This is a genomic window from Klebsiella sp. 141203, assembly GCF_032601985.1.
Classification (GTDB): Bacteria; Pseudomonadota; Gammaproteobacteria; order Enterobacterales; family Enterobacteriaceae; genus Klebsiella; species Klebsiella aerogenes.
The window spans coordinates 1-19418 of the sequence record NZ_JAQIRL010000009.1 but is presented as its reverse complement, the minus strand read 5'-3'; the positions used below and the strand labels follow the sequence as shown (position 1 = coordinate 19418).

Here is a 19418-nt window from a genome sequence, read left to right as displayed (position 1 = left end):
TAAAAAATAGCGATCATAAATACCAAATGTAATTAAAAGTTAGCGTGCAAGAACTTTCAGTGCATCATTTTTTATATCGCGTAAAGTGTCCATGACAAAATTTAACTGGGCGATCGCATCCTGTTTTTCTTTATCCAGCCGGGCTTCGAGTTGCGTTGTGTCAGGCAGAGGCGTTTCGCTCATTTGTCGCCACGGGATCCACGGGTTATCGCCTTCAGTCGCAAAGCGGAAAGGTGGCGCGTAATAATCAACTTCTTCTTCCAGTCCGTACGCCATCACCTGTGGTTGCTCCTGGCCCAGACAAATTAACTCAGTCAGCAGCGCCTTAAACGGCATATCACCCAGACCTGAGTTACAGGCCCGGTGCCCAAGCCCACCGTTTTCCGCAATGATACAGGCATCTTTAATGTGAACCTGAGTGACATAGGGTGACATCACTGCCAACGCCTCAAGCGGTCGTTCATTGGCATTGATCATATTGGCAAAATCAAAAAGCAGCGATAGCGACGGCATCTCGCTTTGTTTAATCAGATTGACCAACTCGGCGCTTTTTAAATCTTCATGTTGTTCAATGGTAAAAGTGAGTCCAGATTGACTATATGTCTCTTTAATATATTGAATATCAGCCGTAATTCTTGCTAAAACTTCTTGTAAAGGCCCTTCGTAACGAGGATAAAAACGAACGGAGGTTGCCCCGGTCTTTAATGCGATAGCGACGGTTTGATCGATGGTCTCTTTATCGGAGGCGCTGGTTTCTATATGGATATCCAACCGTAACGCTTTTGCCTGCTCGCCAAAAGCGGCCAATTGCATATTATCCATACAGCTAAGAGAGTAACGCTCGCCATCGAGGACATGAATTTTCACACCTTTTAAATGATGGCTATTCGCAATTTTCAGTAAATCAGCCGGTAAAATTCTCTCCAGCCGCATATTCAGGTGATATGCATAAGCATGAAGATAAAGAGGAATATTATCAATGCGAGAAAGGATCTTCTCAGCGTTATCTTTAGTGAGCATAAAATACCTACAAGTTAATAAAGAGATCCACAGCCTCAAATCGCCAATACTCGAGATCTATTTGCACGATATTACCTGCACTATCGGCACGATGTTTTTCTATCAGAATAGCGGGCATACCAGCAGAGCCGCCAATGAATTTACTTACATCGCCGGGCATTCTTACTGGCCTGAAGGCTAATTTTTTAATAACAACATTTTTATGATAATTCTTCTCCCAAACGGAAGAAAAAGATTGGTTCTTTAGCCTGGTAATAAACTCTGGCGCAACATTCGGGTTGATAAACGTTTCATGATAAAAAACTTTATGTCCTTCTAATGCCCCCCAGCCGGTTATCAGATATAAATCATGCGCAGGACAGGTGGCCACAAGAGCTTCTGCGACGTCGGGATACTCCTTCGTCCGTACCTTTTCGATAAAACCCCACGACGGTTCTCTGCCCTGTTCAATCGCTGCCCGCTGAAAGCTGGCGGAAAGCTCCGGGCTATAGTTAAAACGCGGCTGGGCGACAAACCAGCCTTTACGGTCTTTACGAAATATTCTTGATTCCGCCTCCAGGCTGAGCAGCGCCTGGCGCAGGGTCATACGCTTGATACCGAGCAACTCGCCCAGCTCGCGCTCGGACGGCAATTTTCCACCCGATACCGTCAGCCCCTGCTTTAACCACAGGTCCAGTTTCTCTTTCGCATTTTCCACAGTGGATGGGTTATTCGTCATTGTTTAATCCATTTGGTTTAAACCAGATAACTCATCTTACTCTTGAGCAAAAAAAGAAAGCAATTGCTGTCGCAAGCTTTAAGAATAATTGTGACCGAGCTCTCTCCCGGAGCGACACTGGCGCCGCCCAGGTGATAAGCATGAGGAACAGGCATAAAAAAACCCCGCCGGAGAGGCGAGGTTTGAAGGGTAGCAAGAAGGGTAATTACTCTTCTTTTGCACCGCGCATAGCGCGTTTACGATCGTTCTCGGTCAGGTGACGTTTACGGATACGGATAGACGTCGGAGTAACTTCTACCAGTTCGTCGTCATCGATGAACTCCAGAGCCTGCTCCAGGGTCATCTTAACCGGCGGAACCAGAACCGTTGCTTCGTCAGTACCGGACGCACGCATGTTGGTCAGTTTCTTACCGGTCAGGCAGTTTACCGTCAGGTCATTAGAACGGCTGTGAATACCGATAATCTGACCTTCGTAAACTTCAGCGCCGTGGCCGAGGAACAGCTTACCGCGATCCTGCAGGCCGAACAGTGCGAACGCAACCGCTTTACCCTGACCGTTAGAGATCAGTACGCCGTTGTTACGCTGGCCCACTTCGCCCGGACGAACGTCGTCGTAGTGGCTGAAGGTGGAGTACAGCAGACCGGTACCAGAAGTCATGGTCATGAACTCTGAACGGAAGCCGATCAGACCACGGCTTGGGATCACGTAGTCGAGACGTACGCGGCCTTTACCGTCTGGATTCATGTTTTTCAGGTCGCCTTTACGCTCGCCCAGCGCCTGCATGACAGACCCCTGGTGCTGCTCTTCGACGTCCAGCGTTACGTTTTCGAATGGCTCTTGTTTACGGCCATCGATTTCGCGGAAGATAACTTTCGGACGGGAAACCGCCATCTCGAAACCTTCACGACGCATGTTTTCAATCAGAACGGACAGGTGCAGTTCGCCACGGCCAGAAACGCGGAACGCATCGGCGTCTTCGGTTTCTTCGACGCGCAGCGCAACGTTGTGCACCAGCTCTTTGTTCAGACGGTCCAGGATCTGGCGAGAGGTAACAAACTTACCTTCTTTACCGCAGAACGGAGAGGTGTTGACGTTGAAGAACATAGATACGGTCGGCTCATCAACAGACAGTGCCGGCAGCGCTTCGACGTTCTGCGGGTCGCAGATGGTGTCGGAGATGTTCAGTTCGCCCAGACCGGTGATCGCGATGATGTCGCCAGCTTCGGCTACGTCGCTCTCGATACGCTCGAGACCCAGGTGAGTCAGTACTTTACCGACTTTACCGTTGCGGGTTTTCCCTTCGCTATCGATGATAGTGATCTGCTGGTTCGGCTTCACTTTACCGCGCTTGATGCGACCAATGCCGATTACGCCAACGTAGTTGTTGTAGTCGAGCTGGGAGATTTGCATCTGCAGCGGACCGTCAAGGTCAACGTCCGGCGCCGGTACACGGTCAACAATCGCCTGGTACAGCGGGGTCATGTCTTCAGCCATGTCTTCGTGGTCCAGACCCGCGATACCGTTCAGCGCGGAAGCGTAAACGATCGGGAAGTCCAGCTGTTCGTCGGTCGCGTCGAGGTTAACGAACAGGTCGAATACCTGGTCGACAACCCAATCCGGACGCGCGCCCGGGCGGTCAACTTTGTTGATGACCACGATCGGCTTCAGACCGTGAGCAAACGCTTTTTTGGTAACAAAGCGCGTCTGCGGCATCGGGCCGTCAAAGGCATCAACCACCAGCAGCACAGAGTCAACCATGGACATAACACGCTCAACTTCACCTCCGAAGTCGGCGTGCCCTGGGGTATCAACGATGTTGATACGGTAATCATTCCATTTGATTGCAGTGTTTTTAGCGAGGATGGTAATCCCACGCTCTTTCTCCAAATCGTTGGAGTCCATCACACGTTCTTGTGCTTCAGTACGTGCGTCGAACGTACCGGATTGCTGTAGCAGCTTATCAACCAGGGTAGTTTTACCATGGTCGACGTGCGCGATGATGGCGATATTACGCAGATTTTCGATCACAACTTTGCCTCAGGCATTAGAAATAGCGCGTTATTGTACACGTATTAAGCGAAGGACTGAACAGGATCACAAAGATCCTCCGCAAACAAGTATTGCAGAGTTTGTTTGTGACCGCTTTCACGGAGCGATAAAAGGGCACCGTAATAAAAATTGCACCAAAATGGTGCTCAACGTTCACATTGAAGCACTATTTTGGTGCATTATCTCCATCATGGTGCAGTCCTTTTGCACTATGGTGCGCATGATACAGCGTTTTACCGTACTTTTAAAAGTTGGCACAGATTTCGCTTTATATTTTTTAAGGCAACAACGCCACTTTTAAGCAGTAAGAAGTTCGTTACCACGACGACAATGACCAATCCGGGAGAGTTTAAGTATGTCCGCTGAACACGTTTTGACGATGCTGAACGAGCACGAAGTGAAGTTTGTCGATCTGCGCTTCACCGATACCAAAGGTAAAGAACAGCACGTCACGATTCCTTCCCATCAGGTAAATGCCGAATTCTTTGAAGAAGGCAAAATGTTTGATGGCTCCTCGATTGGCGGTTGGAAAGGTATTAACGAATCCGACATGGTCCTGATGCCGGATGCCACCACGGCGCTGATCGACCCGTTCTATGAAGAACCGACGCTGATCATCCGCTGCGATATCCTGGAACCAGGCACCCTGCAGGGTTACGACCGCGACCCGCGCTCTATCGCCAAGCGCGCTGAAGAGTACCTGCGCGCCACCGGCATCGCCGACACCGTGCTGTTCGGGCCGGAACCAGAATTCTTCCTGTTCGACGACATCCGCTTTGGCGCATCCATCTCTGGTTCCCACGTGGCCATTGACGATATCGAAGGCGCATGGAACTCTTCTACCAAATACGAAGGCGGCAACAAAGGCCACCGTCCGGGCGTGAAAGGCGGTTACTTCCCGGTTCCGCCGGTAGACTCCTCTCAGGACATCCGTTCTACCATGTGTATGATCATGGAAGAGATGGGCCTGGTTGTTGAAGCTCACCACCACGAAGTGGCAACTGCAGGTCAGAACGAAATCGCTACCCGCTTCAACACCATGACCAAAAAAGCGGACGAAATTCAGATCTACAAATATGTTGTACACAACGTCGCTCACCGTTTCGGTAAAACCGCGACCTTCATGCCAAAACCGATGTTTGGCGATAACGGTTCCGGCATGCACTGCCACATGTCCCTGTCCAAGAACGGCGTAAACCTGTTCTCCGGCGACAAATACGCGGGCCTGTCTGAGCAAGCGCTGCACTACATCGGCGGCGTTATCAAGCACGCTAAAGCGATCAACGCCCTGGCGAACCCGACCACTAACTCCTACAAGCGTCTGGTCCCGGGTTACGAAGCGCCGGTCATGCTGGCTTACTCCGCCCGTAACCGCTCTGCTTCCATCCGTATTCCGGTGGTTGCCTCGCCGAAAGCGCGTCGTATCGAAGTGCGCTTCCCGGACCCGGCTGCTAACCCATACCTGTGCTTCGCCGCGCTGCTGATGGCCGGCCTGGACGGTATTAAAAACAAAATTCACCCTGGCGATGCGATGGACAAAAACCTGTACGATCTGCCGCCGGAAGAAGCGAAAGAAATCCCGCAGGTTGCAGGTTCTCTGGAAGAAGCCCTGCAGGCTCTGGACGCAGACCGCGAGTTCCTGACCGCAGGCGGCGTCTTCACTGACGAAGCTATCGATGCTTACATCGCCCTGCGCATTGAAGAAAACGACCGCGTACGTATGACTCCGCACCCGGTTGAGTTCGAACTGTACTACAGCGTCTGATTTTGCTGTAAATCCATGGTGTTCCCGTGTTGTGGCACGGGACACCAGGGATGTTTTGTTGCCGTGGAAACTTTCAGCCCATCTCAGGATGGGCTTTTTTCACCAGCAACACGCTGATCTCTCGCGCTTTTTACCAATAAAAAGCTATACTGCACTAAAATAGTGCAACCATTTCAGGAGACTGTCAGATGGCAACAGGCACACAGCCCGATGCTGGGCAGATCCTCAACTCGCTGATCCACAGCATTTTATTAGTCGATGACGACCTCGCGGTGCATTATGCCAACCCGGCTGCCCAGCAGTTGCTGGCGCAAAGTTCGCGTAAATTATTCGGTACACCGCTGCCAGAATTGCTGAGCTACTTTTCGTTAAACATTGGCCTGATGCAGGAGAGCCTGCAGGCGGGTCAGGGCTTCACGGATAATGAAGTGACGCTGGTGATTGACGGCCGCTCGCACATTCTCTCCCTCACCGCTCAGCGCCTGCCTGAAGGCTATATCCTGCTTGAGATGTCGCCGATGGATAATCAGCGACGTTTGAGCCAGGAACAGCTGCAGCATGCTCAGCAGGTGGCGGCGCGCGATTTAGTGCGCGGTCTGGCGCATGAGATTAAAAACCCGCTCGGCGGCCTGCGCGGCGCGGCACAGCTATTGAGTAAAGCGCTACCGGATCCCGCGCTGATGGAATATACCCAGGTGATTATTGAACAGGCAGACAGGTTACGTAACCTGGTCGATCGCCTGCTGGGGCCGCAGCATCCCGGTATGCACATCACAGAAAGCATTCATAAAGTCGCGGAGCGCGTGGTGGCGCTGGTCTCCATGGAGTTGCCGGATAACGTCAAACTGATCCGTGATTACGACCCGAGCCTGCCTGAGCTGGCCCACGACCCGGAACAAATCGAGCAAGTGTTGCTGAATATCGTGCGCAACGCGCTGCAGGCCCTGGGGCCCGAAGGCGGCGAAATCATCCTGCGCACCCGTACCGCCTTTCAGCTCACGCTCCACGGCGTACGTTACCGTCTGGCGGCGCGTATCGACGTGGAAGATAACGGGCCCGGTATCCCGCCCCATCTGCAGGATACGCTGTTTTACCCCATGGTTAGCGGCCGCGAAGGCGGCACCGGTCTTGGGCTTTCCATCGCCCGCAGTCTTATCGATCAGCACTCCGGCAAAATTGAATTTACCAGTTGGCCTGGCCATACCGAGTTCTCGGTATACCTGCCTATTCGGAAATAGAGGTGTTTATGCAACGAGGGATAGCCTGGGTAGTCGATGACGATAGCTCCATCCGTTGGGTGCTTGAACGCGCACTCACCGGAGCGGGTTTAAGCTGCACCACGTTTGAGAGCGGCAATGAGGTGCTTGATGCCCTCACTACCAAAACGCCGGACGTTTTACTTTCCGACATTCGCATGCCTGGGATGGACGGCCTGGCGCTGTTAAAGCAGATTAAACAACGCCATCCGATGCTTCCGGTCATCATTATGACCGCGCACTCGGATCTCGATGCCGCCGTCAGCGCCTATCAGCAGGGGGCCTTTGATTACCTGCCGAAACCTTTTGATATTGATGAGGCTGTAGCGCTGGTTGACCGTGCGATTAGCCATTATCAGGAGCAGCAGCAGCCGCGTAATACGCCGGTCAGCAGCCCGACGGCCGATATTATTGGCGAAGCGCCGGCGATGCAGGATGTGTTTCGCATCATTGGCCGCCTGTCACGCTCCTCAATCAGCGTACTGATCAACGGCGAATCAGGTACCGGTAAAGAGCTGGTCGCCCACGCGCTGCATCGCCACAGTCCACGCGCCAAATCGCCGTTTATCGCCCTTAACATGGCGGCCATTCCGAAAGATTTAATTGAATCGGAACTGTTCGGCCATGAAAAAGGGGCTTTTACCGGCGCCAATACCGTCCGTCAGGGGCGTTTTGAGCAGGCCGATGGCGGTACGCTATTCCTTGATGAAATTGGCGATATGCCGCTGGATGTTCAGACGCGACTGCTGCGCGTGCTGGCTGACGGCCAATTTTATCGCGTTGGCGGCTATGCGCCGGTGAAAGTCGATGTGCGGATTATTGCCGCGACTCACCAGAACCTTGAGCTACGCGTGCAGGAAGGAAAGTTCCGTGAAGATTTGTTCCATCGCCTGAACGTGATTCGCGTGCATTTGCCGCCGCTGCGCGAACGCCGGGAAGATATTCCGCGCCTGGCGCGCCACTTCCTGCAGATTGCCGCCCGTGAACTGGGCGTCGAAGCCAAGCAATTGCATCCGGAAACGGAAGCGGCGCTGACGCGACTGGCCTGGCCCGGTAACGTGCGACAGCTGGAGAACACCTGTCGCTGGCTAACGGTGATGGCAGCAGGCCAGGAGGTACTGACCCAGGATCTGCCGTCCGAGCTGTTCGAAACGTCGATTCCCGATAGCCCAACGCAACTCCAACCGGATAGCTGGGCGACGCTGCTGGGGCAATGGGCCGACCGCGCCCTGCGTTCCGGTCATCAAAACCTGCTATCAGAAGCGCAGCCGGAGATGGAGCGTGCACTGCTCACCACCGCGCTGCGCCATACGCAAGGGCATAAGCAGGAAGCCGCTCGTCTGCTAGGATGGGGGCGAAATACGTTAACGCGGAAGCTAAAAGAGCTGGGAATGGAATAACACCGGACTCAGCGGTGAAATGAACGCCCGGTGAGCTGGCTCACCGGGATTCGCTTAAATAACGCGAGAGAACTGCTGCAGGCGCGCTTTCTGCCGCAGATAGGCATCGAAGCACATACAGATATTACGAATCAACAGACGGCCTTTTGCCGTAACCTGTATTCCTTTTTCATCCACATCCACCAGCCCGTCTTTCGCCAGCGGCGCCAGCAATTTCATATCTTCGGCAAAGTAATCGTTGAAGATAAGATCCCACTGCGTTTCAACCGCCGAGAACTCAAGACGGAAGTTGCAAATCAGGGCCTTAATGATATCCCGGCGGATACAATCATCGCGGGTTAACGCAATACCCCGCCACAGCGCGGTGCCGCTTTCATCGACCTGCTGATAATACTGTTTCAGCTCTTTCTGGTTCTGCGCATAGCAGTCGCCAATCATACTGATCGCCGACACGCCCATTCCGAGCAGGTCGGTATCGCCCTGGGTGGTGTACCCCTGGAAGTTGCGGTGCAGCACGCCTTCGCGCTGGGCAATTGCGAGTTCATCGTCCGGCCGGGCAAAGTGATCCATACCGATAAACTGATAGCCAGCGTCGGTAAGCGAAGCGATGGTTTCCTGCAGGATATCCAGTTTCTGCTCTGCGCTCGGTAAATCCGCGTCTTTAATTTTGCGCTGCGCAGCAAATAACGTGGGCAGATGCGCGTAGTTAAATACGCTCAGACGGTCCGGATTCAGTTCAGCGACTTTCTGCAGCGTGAAGGCAAAGCTTTCCGGCGTTTGCTTCGGCAGACCGTAAATCAAATCGATGTTGGTCGATGTGAAGCCAATCTCACGCGCATGACGCAGCAGCGCAAAGATGAATTCTTCATCTTGTTCACGGTTCACCAGGCGCTGTACTTCTTTATTGAAATCCTGCACCCCCATGCTCAAACGGTTGAACCCTGCGGATCGTAAATGATCCAGTACATCCAGTTCGATTTCACGCGGATCGACTTCGATGGAGATTTCCGCATCGGCGTTAAAGCTGAAGTGGCCACGCAGCAGATTCATCAAGCGGCTGATTTGCGCTTTGTTGAGATAGGTCGGCGTACCGCCGCCCCAGTGCAGTTGGCTAACCTGACGGCCGGCAAAAAGTGGCGCGCGGTGAATAATTTCCTGCTCAAGGACATCAAGATACTGGTCAGCCTTATGCTGCTGACGGGTGACAATCTTATTACAGCCGCAAAAATAGCAGAGCTTATGGCAGAACGGGATATGGACGTACAGCGACAGCGGGCGCTGCGGGTAACGGGCGACGGCGGCGGCAAAATCAGCAGCGCCGAACGCCGGAGAAAACTCCAGCGCGGTGGGATACGAGGTATATCGCGGCCCGGAATAGTTATATTTCTGGATAAGGGCCAGATCCCAGTCGATTAACTGCTCAGACATGCTCACTCCTTCCGATGATGCCGCCGACGGGTACGCCGTGCCGGCCCAACCGCACCTCGGGTCATGAGCCGGTTGCGCAGCCATTTTTGACGCCGCGACAACCGTCTTAGTTTAACGAATAACCACAGCAGATAACATATAACCAGAAGGGTTATAAGCAGGACCGGGAATCCGATGGGATGCAAACGTTAGTTTCCACCCTTCAGCAGACGCATCATATCTTCCTGACGCTCTTCTTCTTCCTCGTCCTCGTCGTCATCATAGGAGAGGCCAAGCTGCTGCATCAGCGCGTCAATACGATCCAGTTTAGCATCGACCCAGGCCTGCTCTTCAGCATTCAGGGTACCGCCCTCTTCCAGACGTTCCAGCAGCGCGTCCAGGCGCTCATCATTCTCCAGCAAATCCAGCTCAGCCTGCGGTGAAAGCATAGGTTTCTCGCTCTTTGGTTTGTGCTGCTTAACGGCCGGGGTGCTTTCAGTCACGCCCAGCGGGATCGGTTTTTTGCTGCCAATGCGTGGGTCCAGCTGCTGGCTGCGGCCTTTGCCTGCTGAAGCAGCATCGCCGCCGCTGGCGCGGCTGCCTGCGGCATGGCCGCGGTGTTTTTTCTGACGTTTACGGTCGCGTGCTTCCTGGTTCAACTCTTCACGCGACTTACCACGTGCTTTACCGCGCGATGCGGATGCCGGTTTTTTCATGATGTGTGATCTTCAGACAGTTTTCTTCAGTATAGAATTGAGGCGGAATCTAGCAGAAAGCAAGCAAAGAAAAAAGGCGACAGATTAATCTGTCGCCTTTTTCCGCACTCACAACCCTTAACGGGTTTCCACTTTCCATGTCAGCTATCGACTTACCCTGTCTTTCCCTTAGCTTCCAACGGTCCTTGTTCTGTCCCTTTCCCTTTTAAAACGTCTCCAGACGTTTGTCATCCTGACAATCCTGGTCTTCGCCTCCTGGCGCTCCTGACCCCTCGTCCTGAGTCGTAATCCTCCGGCATCCTCGCCTTTGCCCACTACTTTACCGCTTTGCCGAAAATCGACAACCACCTGTAGGATGAAAAGCCAGCTTAAGGATATAGAATTTCCTGTAACAGCATGATTTAACGATAATCAATGAATTTGGCGTCAGGTTTTTCTCACAAATTTCGTATAGTCCTTATGGACAATGTCTCACAAACCGCATGGTTTTTACTTACAACGCCGACGTGCGGTAAAAACAGTCTTTTTCTCCCTTTCAGGTATAATCCCCGCCATAGCCTGATTTTACGGAGACGACAGTCTTGACCAACTGGAATTATCAACAGACGCATTTTGTCACGAGCGCGCCTGATATCCGCCATCTTCCATCCGATACCGGAATCGAAGTGGCATTCGCTGGCCGCTCAAATGCGGGCAAATCCAGCGCCCTTAATACGCTGACTAACCAGAAAAGCCTGGCGCGTACGTCAAAAACGCCGGGTCGTACCCAGCTTATCAACCTGTTTGAAGTCGCGGAAGGTAAACGCCTGGTCGACTTGCCGGGGTATGGCTATGCGCAGGTGCCGGAAGAGATGAAAATTAAATGGCAGAAGGCGCTGGGTGAGTATCTTGAAAAACGTCTGTGCCTGAAAGGCCTGGTGGTATTGATGGATATCCGTCATCCGCTGAAAGATCTCGATCAGCAAATGATCGAATGGGCGGTAGAAAGCGATATTCAGGTGCTGGTCCTGCTAACCAAAGCCGATAAGCTCGCCAGCGGCGCGCGTAAAGCGCAGGTCAATATGGTGCGTGAAGCGGTACTGGCCTTCAATGGCGATATCCAGGTTGAGCCTTTCTCTTCGCTGAAAAAAACTGGCGTGGATAAATTGCGTCAGAAGCTGGATAGCTGGTTTAACGAAATCCCGCCACAAGAAGCCGCCGAAGACGTAGAGTAACCCCCGCTTTTTCCGGATAATGGCGCCCAGCGCCCTATCCGGACGTTCATTTTACGCTGTTGTCAGCGCGTAAAACTTTTCTTTCGCGCAATAAAAAACGCCCCGGTCATAAATGACCGGGGCGGCTAAAATATTCAGCCAAATCCGATTACGTGAAGTAAAAGGTCTGAAAGATAGAACATCTTACCTCTGTACCCTACGCGAATAACTTTACTCTTCTTTCGGTTATGGATAAAGCACTTTTTGTAGTTTTTTTTCACTATTTACATAACAAATTCAAATGACCATCACAAAAATCTATAAGTTATGTTGCTAACTTACAAAAAAGAGCCTTACAGATTGCCCACTTAGTGCGCTTGATCCCAGTTTTCACCGCTACCGACTTCCACCAATAACGGCACTGCCAGCGTGGTGCTGTTTTCCATCAGCTCATGCACCTTCTTCGATACGCTGTCCAGATCGTCTTTGTGCACTTCAAACACCAGTTCATCGTGCACCTGCATGATCATCCGCACGCGCGGTTTTTCGCTCAGCAGCCAGTCATCAACGGCAATCATCGCCCGCTTAATAATATCCGCCGCCGTTCCCTGCATCGGGGCGTTGATAGCCGCTCGTTCCGCGCCCGCGCGGCGGGCGCCATTGCTGGATTTGATATCCGGCAGATACAGACGACGCCCTTCCAGCGTTTCAACATAGCCCTGCTCTTTCGCCTGCGCGCGGGTACGTTCCATATAGTCCAGTACGCCCGGATAGCGCTCGAAATAGAGATCCATGTACTTCTGCGCTTCTTTACGCGGGATATTCAGCTGACGCGCCAGACCAAATGCGCTCATACCGTAAATCAGGCCGAAGTTAATCGCCTTCGCGCTACGGCGCTGTTCATTACTGACGCTTTCTAACGGTAAGCCAAATACCTCTGCCGCGGTGGCGCGGTGAATATCCTTACCTTCCGCAAACGCCTTCAGCAGCCCCTCATCGCGCGACAGGTGCGCCATGATGCGCAGCTCAATCTGCGAATAGTCGGCAGACACAATCAGATAGTCCTGAGGCGCAATAAACGCCTGACGAATACGACGACCTTCGTCATTACGTACCGGAATATTCTGCAGGTTAGGATCGGTCGAAGAGAGACGCCCGGTCGCCGTCACCGCCTGATGATACGAAGTATGAACACGACCGGTTTTCGGGTTAATCATCAGCGGCAGCTTATCGGTATAGGTCGATTTAAGCTTCGCCAGCCCACGATACTCGAGGATCACCTTCGGCAGCGGGTAATCCAGCGCCAGTTCCTCCAGCACCTCTTCAGAAGTCGACGGCGCACCGCCAGGCGTTTTCTTCAGCGGCTTGATGCCCTGCTTTTCAAACAGGATAGTTTGCAACTGTTTGGTAGAAGAGAGGTTGAACTCCTCACCGGCAATTTCATGGGCGCGTTGTTCCAGTTCAACCAGACGCTTAGCGATCTCCTGCGAATGCGCGTGAAGCACCGCCGGATCGATTTTCACGCCGTTGCGCTCAACCCGCGACAGCACCGGCACCAGCGGCATCTCGATATTTTTAAAGATATTCAGCGGACCTTCATGCTGCTGCAGTTGCGGCCACATCTTCAGATGCAGTTGCAGCGTCACGTCAGCATCCTCCGCGGCGTAACGCCCGGCCTCTTCCAGCGCGATCTGATTAAAGGTGAGCTGATTTTTCCCCTTACCGGCAATCTCTTCAAAGGTGATGGTTTTGTGTTTCAACCAGCGATCGGACAGGCTATCCATATCATGTCGACCCGCGACGCTATCGAGGGTGTAGGATTCCAGCATGGTGTCGAAGGCAATACCACGCAGTTCAATGTCATAGTTGGCCAGGATGCCGCGATCGTACTTCAGGTTTTGCCCTACTTTTAGCACCTTGTCATCTTCCAGCAGCGGCTTGAGCAGCTCCAGCACGCGTTCACGTGGGATCTGGTCCGGCGCGTCGAGATAATCATGGGCCACCGGCACATAAGCCGCGACGCCAGGCTCAATCGCGAATGACAGACCCACCATATTGGCGGAAATGTTATCGAGGCTATCCGTTTCGGTATCAAAAGCGAATAGCGGCGCTTTCTTCAATCTGGCAATCCATTCAACCAACGTCGCTTCATCCAGGATTGTCACATAATGCTCAGCAGAGAGCGTCGCGGCGACCTCTTCTTCCACAATCACCGCGGCTTCAGCTGGTTTCGCCGCTGGTTTAGCGCCTTTCCCCTGTAGCCATTTGCCGGATTCGACATCGGTGATCCAACGTTTGAATTCATATTGCTTAAAGAGCGCCAGCAGTTCATCAGCCGCCGGCTGCGCAACTAACAGCTCTTCGCAACCCAGATCCAGCTCCACATCGGTTTTTATTGTGGCGAGTTGATAAGAGAGGTAGGCCACCTCTTTGTTCTGCTCCAGCTTCGCCGCCATCGTTTTCGCGCCGCGGAAGGTCAGCCCGGCGATTTTTTCTGGTTCCGCATAGAGCGTATCCAGACCACCCAATCCCTGCAGTAGCGCCTGCGCCGTTTTTTCCCCAACGCCCGGAACGCCAGGTATGTTATCTGAGGAGTCGCCCATCAGCGCGAGGAAATCAATAATCAGTTCCGGCGGTACACCGTACTTATTCACGACCTCTTCCGGGCCGAGGATAGTGTTGGTCATGGTGTTGATTAAGGTAATGCCCGGCGTCACCAGTTGCGCCATATCTTTATCACCGGTGCTAATCAGTACCGGACGGCCCACTTTTTCCGCTTCGCGGGCCAGCGTGCCGATAACGTCATCCGCTTCAACGCCAGGCACCGCCATCAGCGGCAGGCCCATCGCCTTCACCATCTTGTGCAGCGGTTCGATCTGCGCGCGTAGATCGTCCGGCATTGGCGGACGATGTGATTTGTAGTGCTCAAACAATTCGTCACGGAAGGTTTTCCCTTTGGCATCAAATACCACGACGGCATGCGTCGGCTGATACTGCAGGATCAGGCTACGCAGCATATTCAGCACGCCGTACATTGCGCCGGTAGGCTCCCCTGCGCTATTGGTTAGCGGCGGGAAGGCGTGGTAAGCCCGGTATAGGTAAGAGGAGCCGTCGACGAGGATGAGAGGGTTTTCTGGGATCTGAACCATAATTTCCGTGCCTGTTTATCAGATTATGGGTAAAGGATGCCACAGACGGGCATGAAATCCTGAATTTTTCCCGCATTTAGCCGAAAAGATTCATCGCAGAGGTGAATCGCTGCACAATATTATCTGTGGATAACTTTGTGCATAGTTTTATCGCCTCAGCCAAAAAAGCCTAAACCATGTGACAAATAATCTTATAAATCATTATATATCAATGTATTAAACATACACCTAAGTCTATATATGCTTCATGATGACTCAATGTTCCATGTGGATATAAGATTCGCATTTTTTTCTGTTCTGGTAAGACCCGTTATTTGCCGCGTTTTCTGGTAAAATCAGCCCCTTGCGCGGTTTAAGAACGTTCTTTGCCGGCCTAACTTTCTGAATAAACTAACTATGTCGAGATTACTCGCTGCGATAACACTCCCGCTGAGTATCGCCCTTACCATCTTAGTCACCATTATCTGTTCCGTACCGATTATCATCGCCGGACTGATTAAACTGCTGGTACCTATTCCGGCGGTTTGGCGTTCTATTTCCGTTTTTTGCAATTTTATGATGTATTGCTGGTGCGAAGGGCTGGCGCTGCTGCTGCATCTCAACCCATGGTTGAAATGGGATATTCAGGGGCTGGAAGGGCTGAATAAAAAGAACTGGTATCTACTTATCAGCAACCATCACAGCTGGGCGGACATCGTGGTGCTCTGCGTTCTGTTTCGCAAGCATATCCCGATGAATAAATACTTCCTCAAGCAGCAGTTGGCCTGGGTACCCTTTATCGGCCTGGCCTGCTGGGCGCTTGATATGCCTTTTATGCGCCGCTATTCGCGCGGCTACTTACTGCGCCACCCGGAACGCCGCGGTAAAGACGTCGAAACGACTCGCCGCTCATGTGAAAAATTCCGTTCTCATCCGACAACCATCGTCAATTTCGTTGAAGGTTCAAGGTTTACCGTAGAAAAGAAGCGCGAGACGCGCTCGCCTTACCACAACCTACTGCCGCCTAAAGCTGCGGGCATAGCAATGGCGTTAAACGTCCTCGGCGCACAGTTCGATAAGCTACTGAACGTTACGCTGTGCTATCCGGACAATAATACCAGGCCGTTTTACGATATGTTAAGCGGTCGCCTGACGCGTATCGTGGTACGTATTAATCTGGTGCCGATTGGCGAGGAACTACACGGTGATTACGTCAATGATAAAAACTTTAAGCGTGGTTTCCAGCGCTGGCTGAATGGGCTTTGGGAAGAAAAAGATCGTCAGCTCACTGACATTATGCAGGGTAACGAAAAGTCGTAACTATTTAGTCGATAAAAAAAGCCGGTCAGTGACCGGCATTTTTTTTATTTCTTTTCAACCAGTTGTTTCACAGTATCTGCGTACTGAGAAACAAACGCGTCCATGTTGCTGGTATCCATACCCTGCGGGTTCAGCTGGTATTTACCATTAACAAACATCGCCGGAACGCCCTGCAGCTGTAAATCGGCTGCGGCTTTCTCTTGCTGTGCGACCAGAGACTTCACCACAAAGCTGTTCCATGCCGCGTCGTAATCTTCACCTTTAACGCCCGCATCAACGAAGACTTTACGGATGTCAGCAGTGGACTGAACGGTTTGAGTTTTCTGTACCGCTTCAAACATCGGTGCGGTAATTTTATCTTCAACGCCCAGCGCGATCGCCACAGCCCACGCCTGGGTCAGGTCTTTACCCAACGGGCCCAGGAATTCAACGTGATACTTGGTCATTTTGGTGCCTTCCGGCAGTTTCTGACGTACGTTGTCGGAAACGTGCAGCACTTCTTCAAACTGATAGCAGTGCGGGCAGTAGAATGAGAAGAACTCAAGGACCTGAGGTTCGCCTGCAACCGGCTTATCAAGGGTGGTGTACTGCTTGCCGTCGGTGATCTGGGCAGCGGATGCACTGAAAGCCAGAATCATACCAGCCAGCGCCAGCCAAATTTTTTTCATGATTATTTCTCTCCTGATATATCACATTAATACATTGGCGTTAACTGAAGAGGGGGTTCCTGCAGAACCTTCACCTGCTCAAGAAATGTTGCAGTCTGCCCGCGCCAATAATCTTCCCCGGTTAACCATGGGAAATTTATAGGGAAAGCAGGATCGTCCCAACGCCTGAGCAGCCACGCCAGATAATAAACTAAACGCATGGCGCGTAAAGGTTCGATGAGAGCGATTTCGTCCGTGTTGAAGGGACTGAATTCTTCATAGGCCTCAATGATGGTCTCCAGCTGCATGCGCTGTTCGGCTTTACCGCCATTCAGCAGCATCCAGAGATCCTGTACTGCCGGGCCGGTGCGGGCATCATCTAAATCAACAAACAGCGGCCCATCGCGCCACAGGATATTGCCGGCGTGGCAGTCGCCATGCAGACGAAGCGTATCCGCACGCCCGTGCCACTGCGACCGGACGGCATCGATGAGTTTATCAGCCGCACCCAGGAAATCAGCCTTCAGGCCAGATGGAATAAGCGTCGCCTGTTCAAATACCTGGCGTGGTTCCAACAGATATTCTTGTACGCCAATTTCCGGACGCGCATTAAAACGCTGCTTACGACCGGTCTGGTGCAGGCGGCCAAGATAGCGCCCGACCCATTCTATTTGGTCAAGATTATCTGCTTCGAACTGGCGGCCGCCGAGGCTTGGGAAGACGGCAAAGAAGAATCCCTGATGTTGATGTAGCGTGCTGTCGTGAAATAAGAGCGGCGCGGCAACGGGCACTTCATCCTCTACGAGCTGAAGCGCAAACTGGTGTTCTTCGAGGATCTGTTCTGCAGACCAGCGTTCAGGACGATAGAACTTCACCACGTAGCGGCGGCGATCTTCGTCCTGAAACTGGTAAACACGGTTCTCATAGCTATTAAGCGGAGTCAGACCGGAGTCGACCCGCATTCCCAGATCGAATAATCCATCAATGATGGTATCCGGGTGAAGCGTCTGAAAAGTAAAAGCCTTATCGTGCATCCTGACATCCGATAATCGTACGAATGCTTCAGGATATCATCTCGTAGCCGGTTTCGCGGCAGCACTTACAACCTTTTACTCTTTAATAACCCCGCGCGCACGTAGTAGTGCGGTTTTGAAATCCTCTTCATAATCTTTCTGTATACCTGGGATGACGGCCTCTTTCGATGAATCACGCATCTTCAGGTGATAAATCAGAATATCATCAGAAAGATCGGCCAGTTCACCTTTGTAACCTGCTTCAGCCGCCAGTTTCTGCAAGAATTGCATCAGGTTCAGCTCAGGTTCTTTTTGCCAGGCAGGCTGGAGAAGCTCAATTACTTCATTCAGGCGTTTACATTTCATAGTCATGCTCCTTACTCTTGATAGGGACAAGTTAACAGGGTCAATCCCACAATGAAAGAGGCGATATTAATATGCAAAGCGAGGCAATAACCGGCGTCGTGCTGGCGGGTGGAAGAGCTACGCGCATGGGCGGTGTTGATAAGGGATTGCAGCTGCTGAATGGTCGTCCTCTCTGGCGTCACGTTGCGGATACATTAGAGCCGCAGGTAGCAAGGTTAGTGATTAGCGCTAACCGTCATCTTGAGCGCTGGCATGCCAGCGGATATCCGGTATATCGCGATACGCAGAATGATTACCCAGGTCCACTGGCCGGAATGCTTGCCGTTATGCAGCAGGTAGATAGCCCCTGGTTTGTTTTTTGCCCCTGCGACACGCCGTTCATCCCCTCTTTTCTGGTCGAGCGTTTTGTACAACAGAAAGCCTCGTCACCGGTGGTTTGGGCACACGATGGCGAGCGCGATCATCCCGCCGTTGCATTAGTTCATCGTCAAATCATACCGGAACTGGAGACTTATCTTGCTCATGGAGAACGCCGGGTGATGGTCTTTATGCGCCAGGTGGGTGGGCGCCCGGTGAATTTCAGCGATGTGAAATCAGCATTCATCAATGTGAATACGTTGGATGAGTTGCAGCAGATGCAGGAGCCATCATGATCCCCTTACTGGCGATCGCCGCATGGAGCGGTACCGGGAAAACAACACTATTAAAACGCCTGATCCCTGAACTCTGCGCCAAAGGATTACGCCCGGGACTGATTAAGCACACTCATCATGATATGGATGTCGATAAGCCAGGCAAGGATAGTTACGAATTGCGCAAAGCTGGCGCTTCGCAAACTATTGTCGCAAGCGCGCAGCGTTGGGCGCTGATGACAGAAACCCCTGATAAACCCGAATTAGATCTTCAATGGCTGGTAAGCAGAATGGATCCGGAAAAGTTGGATTTCGTTTTGGTGGAGGGTTTTAAGCATGAACCTGTACCGAAGATCCTGCTTTTCCGGCAAAACAGCGGACATCGTGTAGAAGAGTTAGTGATTGATGAACATACGATAGCAGTGGCCAGCGATGTGCCCATCGCGACGTCACTTCCGCTGTTGGATTTAAATAATATTCCACAGATCGCGACGTTTATTGAGAGTTGGTTAGAGAGGCAATAGCGGTGATATAGGTGGGATTTTCCCGGAGGCGGTGCGAGGCGCCTTTCCCGGGCTACGGGTTGCTACGCGGTCTGTAGCCCCGGTAAGCGCAGCGCCACCGGGGGAATGGCGGCGCGTCTGGCCGCAAAACACAAAAACAAAAGGCCCAGTCTTCCGACTGAGCCTTTTGTTTTATTTGATGCCTGGCAGTTCCCTACTCTCACATGGGGAGACCCCACACTACCATCGGCGCTACGGCGTTTCACTTCTGAGTTCGGCATGGG

16 protein-coding genes and 1 rRNA gene are annotated in these 19418 nt (G+C 52.3%); 7 read left to right on the top strand and 10 right to left on the bottom strand.

Going from position 1 to position 19418, the window contains the following annotated elements; all coding sequences use genetic code 11:
- Positions 1-39: 39 nt before the first annotated feature.
- The 3 genes from PGR29_RS23455 to typA form a co-directional block, all read right to left on the bottom strand.
- Entirely contained in the window at positions 40-1020 is a 981-nt protein-coding gene (locus PGR29_RS23455) for a sugar phosphate isomerase/epimerase family protein (protein ID WP_316425453.1), read from the bottom strand.
- Positions 1021-1027: 7 nt separating this feature from the next.
- Positions 1028-1738, bottom strand: a complete 711-nt coding sequence (locus tag PGR29_RS23450) for a GntR family transcriptional regulator (RefSeq protein WP_316425452.1) — start codon at positions 1736-1738, stop codon at positions 1028-1030.
- Positions 1739-1943: 205 nt separating this feature from the next.
- Complete coding sequence (gene typA, locus PGR29_RS23445; RefSeq protein ID WP_015368970.1) at positions 1944-3767, bottom strand: ribosome-dependent GTPase TypA; 1824 nt, start codon at positions 3765-3767, stop codon at positions 1944-1946.
- 376 nt (positions 3768-4143) lie between these two features.
- Between typA and glnA the strand changes: the two genes are divergently transcribed.
- The 3 genes from glnA (at position 4144) to glnG (ending at position 8209) form a co-directional block, all read left to right on the top strand.
- Positions 4144-5553 carry a glutamate--ammonia ligase gene (glnA, locus tag PGR29_RS23440; RefSeq protein WP_015368971.1) on the top strand — a complete coding sequence of 470 codons (1410 nt, stop codon included), beginning with the start codon at positions 4144-4146 and terminating at the stop codon, positions 5551-5553.
- A 188-nt stretch (positions 5554-5741) separates the two neighbouring features.
- On the top strand, positions 5742-6791 hold the full coding sequence (gene glnL, locus PGR29_RS23435) for a nitrogen regulation protein NR(II) (RefSeq protein ID WP_015368972.1): 1050 nt from the start codon (positions 5742-5744) through the stop codon (positions 6789-6791).
- 8 nt (positions 6792-6799) lie between these two features.
- Positions 6800-8209: a nitrogen regulation protein NR(I) gene (gene glnG / locus PGR29_RS23430; protein ID WP_087858753.1), complete on the top strand. Its 1410-nt coding sequence runs from the start codon at positions 6800-6802 to the stop codon at positions 8207-8209.
- Between the two features lie 54 nt (positions 8210-8263).
- Here the strand turns inward: glnG and hemN are convergent, their stop codons facing one another.
- Positions 8264-9637 carry an oxygen-independent coproporphyrinogen III oxidase gene (hemN, locus tag PGR29_RS23425; RefSeq protein ID WP_087858754.1) on the bottom strand — a complete coding sequence of 458 codons (1374 nt, stop codon included), beginning with the start codon at positions 9635-9637 and terminating at the stop codon, positions 8264-8266.
- A gap of 188 nt (positions 9638-9825) precedes the next feature.
- Complete coding sequence (yihI, locus tag PGR29_RS23420) at positions 9826-10332, bottom strand: Der GTPase-activating protein YihI (RefSeq protein WP_113374883.1); 507 nt, start codon at positions 10330-10332, stop codon at positions 9826-9828.
- A gap of 581 nt (positions 10333-10913) precedes the next feature.
- On the opposite strand from yihI, the gene yihA reads away from it, so the two are divergent.
- Positions 10914-11546, top strand: a complete 633-nt coding sequence (yihA, locus tag PGR29_RS23415) for a ribosome biogenesis GTP-binding protein YihA/YsxC (RefSeq protein WP_213794899.1) — start codon at positions 10914-10916, stop codon at positions 11544-11546.
- A 347-nt stretch (positions 11547-11893) separates the two neighbouring features.
- Here the strand turns inward: yihA and polA are convergent, their stop codons facing one another.
- Complete coding sequence (polA, locus tag PGR29_RS23410; protein WP_316425449.1) at positions 11894-14674, bottom strand: DNA polymerase I; 2781 nt, start codon at positions 14672-14674, stop codon at positions 11894-11896.
- Positions 14675-15070: 396 nt separating this feature from the next.
- Here polA and PGR29_RS23405 point away from each other — a divergent pair, with 396 nt between their 5' ends.
- Positions 15071-15973, top strand: coding sequence for an acyltransferase (locus PGR29_RS23405; RefSeq protein ID WP_316425448.1), 903 nt, complete (start codon positions 15071-15073; stop codon positions 15971-15973).
- A gap of 44 nt (positions 15974-16017) precedes the next feature.
- Here the strand turns inward: PGR29_RS23405 and dsbA are convergent, their stop codons facing one another.
- From dsbA to PGR29_RS23390, 3 genes are all read right to left on the bottom strand, one after another.
- Positions 16018-16641, bottom strand: a complete 624-nt coding sequence (gene dsbA, locus PGR29_RS23400) for a thiol:disulfide interchange protein DsbA (RefSeq protein WP_045395245.1) — start codon at positions 16639-16641, stop codon at positions 16018-16020.
- Positions 16642-16667: 26 nt separating this feature from the next.
- Positions 16668-17654 (bottom strand): serine/threonine protein kinase, encoded by a 987-nt coding sequence (locus PGR29_RS23395; protein ID WP_316425447.1) that lies wholly within the window; start codon positions 17652-17654, stop codon positions 16668-16670.
- A 75-nt stretch (positions 17655-17729) separates the two neighbouring features.
- Complete coding sequence (locus tag PGR29_RS23390) at positions 17730-17999, bottom strand: YihD family protein (RefSeq protein WP_015368982.1); 270 nt, start codon at positions 17997-17999, stop codon at positions 17730-17732.
- Between the two features lie 71 nt (positions 18000-18070).
- Between PGR29_RS23390 and mobA the strand changes: the two genes are divergently transcribed.
- Together mobA and mobB are read left to right on the top strand one after the other, a co-directional pair.
- The gene (mobA, locus tag PGR29_RS23385) at positions 18071-18652 is read left to right on the top strand and encodes a molybdenum cofactor guanylyltransferase MobA (RefSeq protein WP_063414128.1); all 582 of its coding nucleotides are present in this window, start codon (positions 18071-18073) and stop codon (positions 18650-18652) included.
- Positions 18649-19155 (top strand): molybdopterin-guanine dinucleotide biosynthesis protein MobB, encoded by a 507-nt coding sequence (mobB, locus tag PGR29_RS23380; RefSeq protein WP_271032444.1) that lies wholly within the window; start codon positions 18649-18651, stop codon positions 19153-19155. Before mobA ends, mobB begins: the two co-directional genes overlap by 4 nt.
- 180 nt (positions 19156-19335) lie before the next feature.
- Here the strand turns inward: mobB and rrf are convergent.
- Positions 19336-19418, bottom strand: a 5S ribosomal RNA gene (gene rrf, locus PGR29_RS25015); the annotation flags it as partial.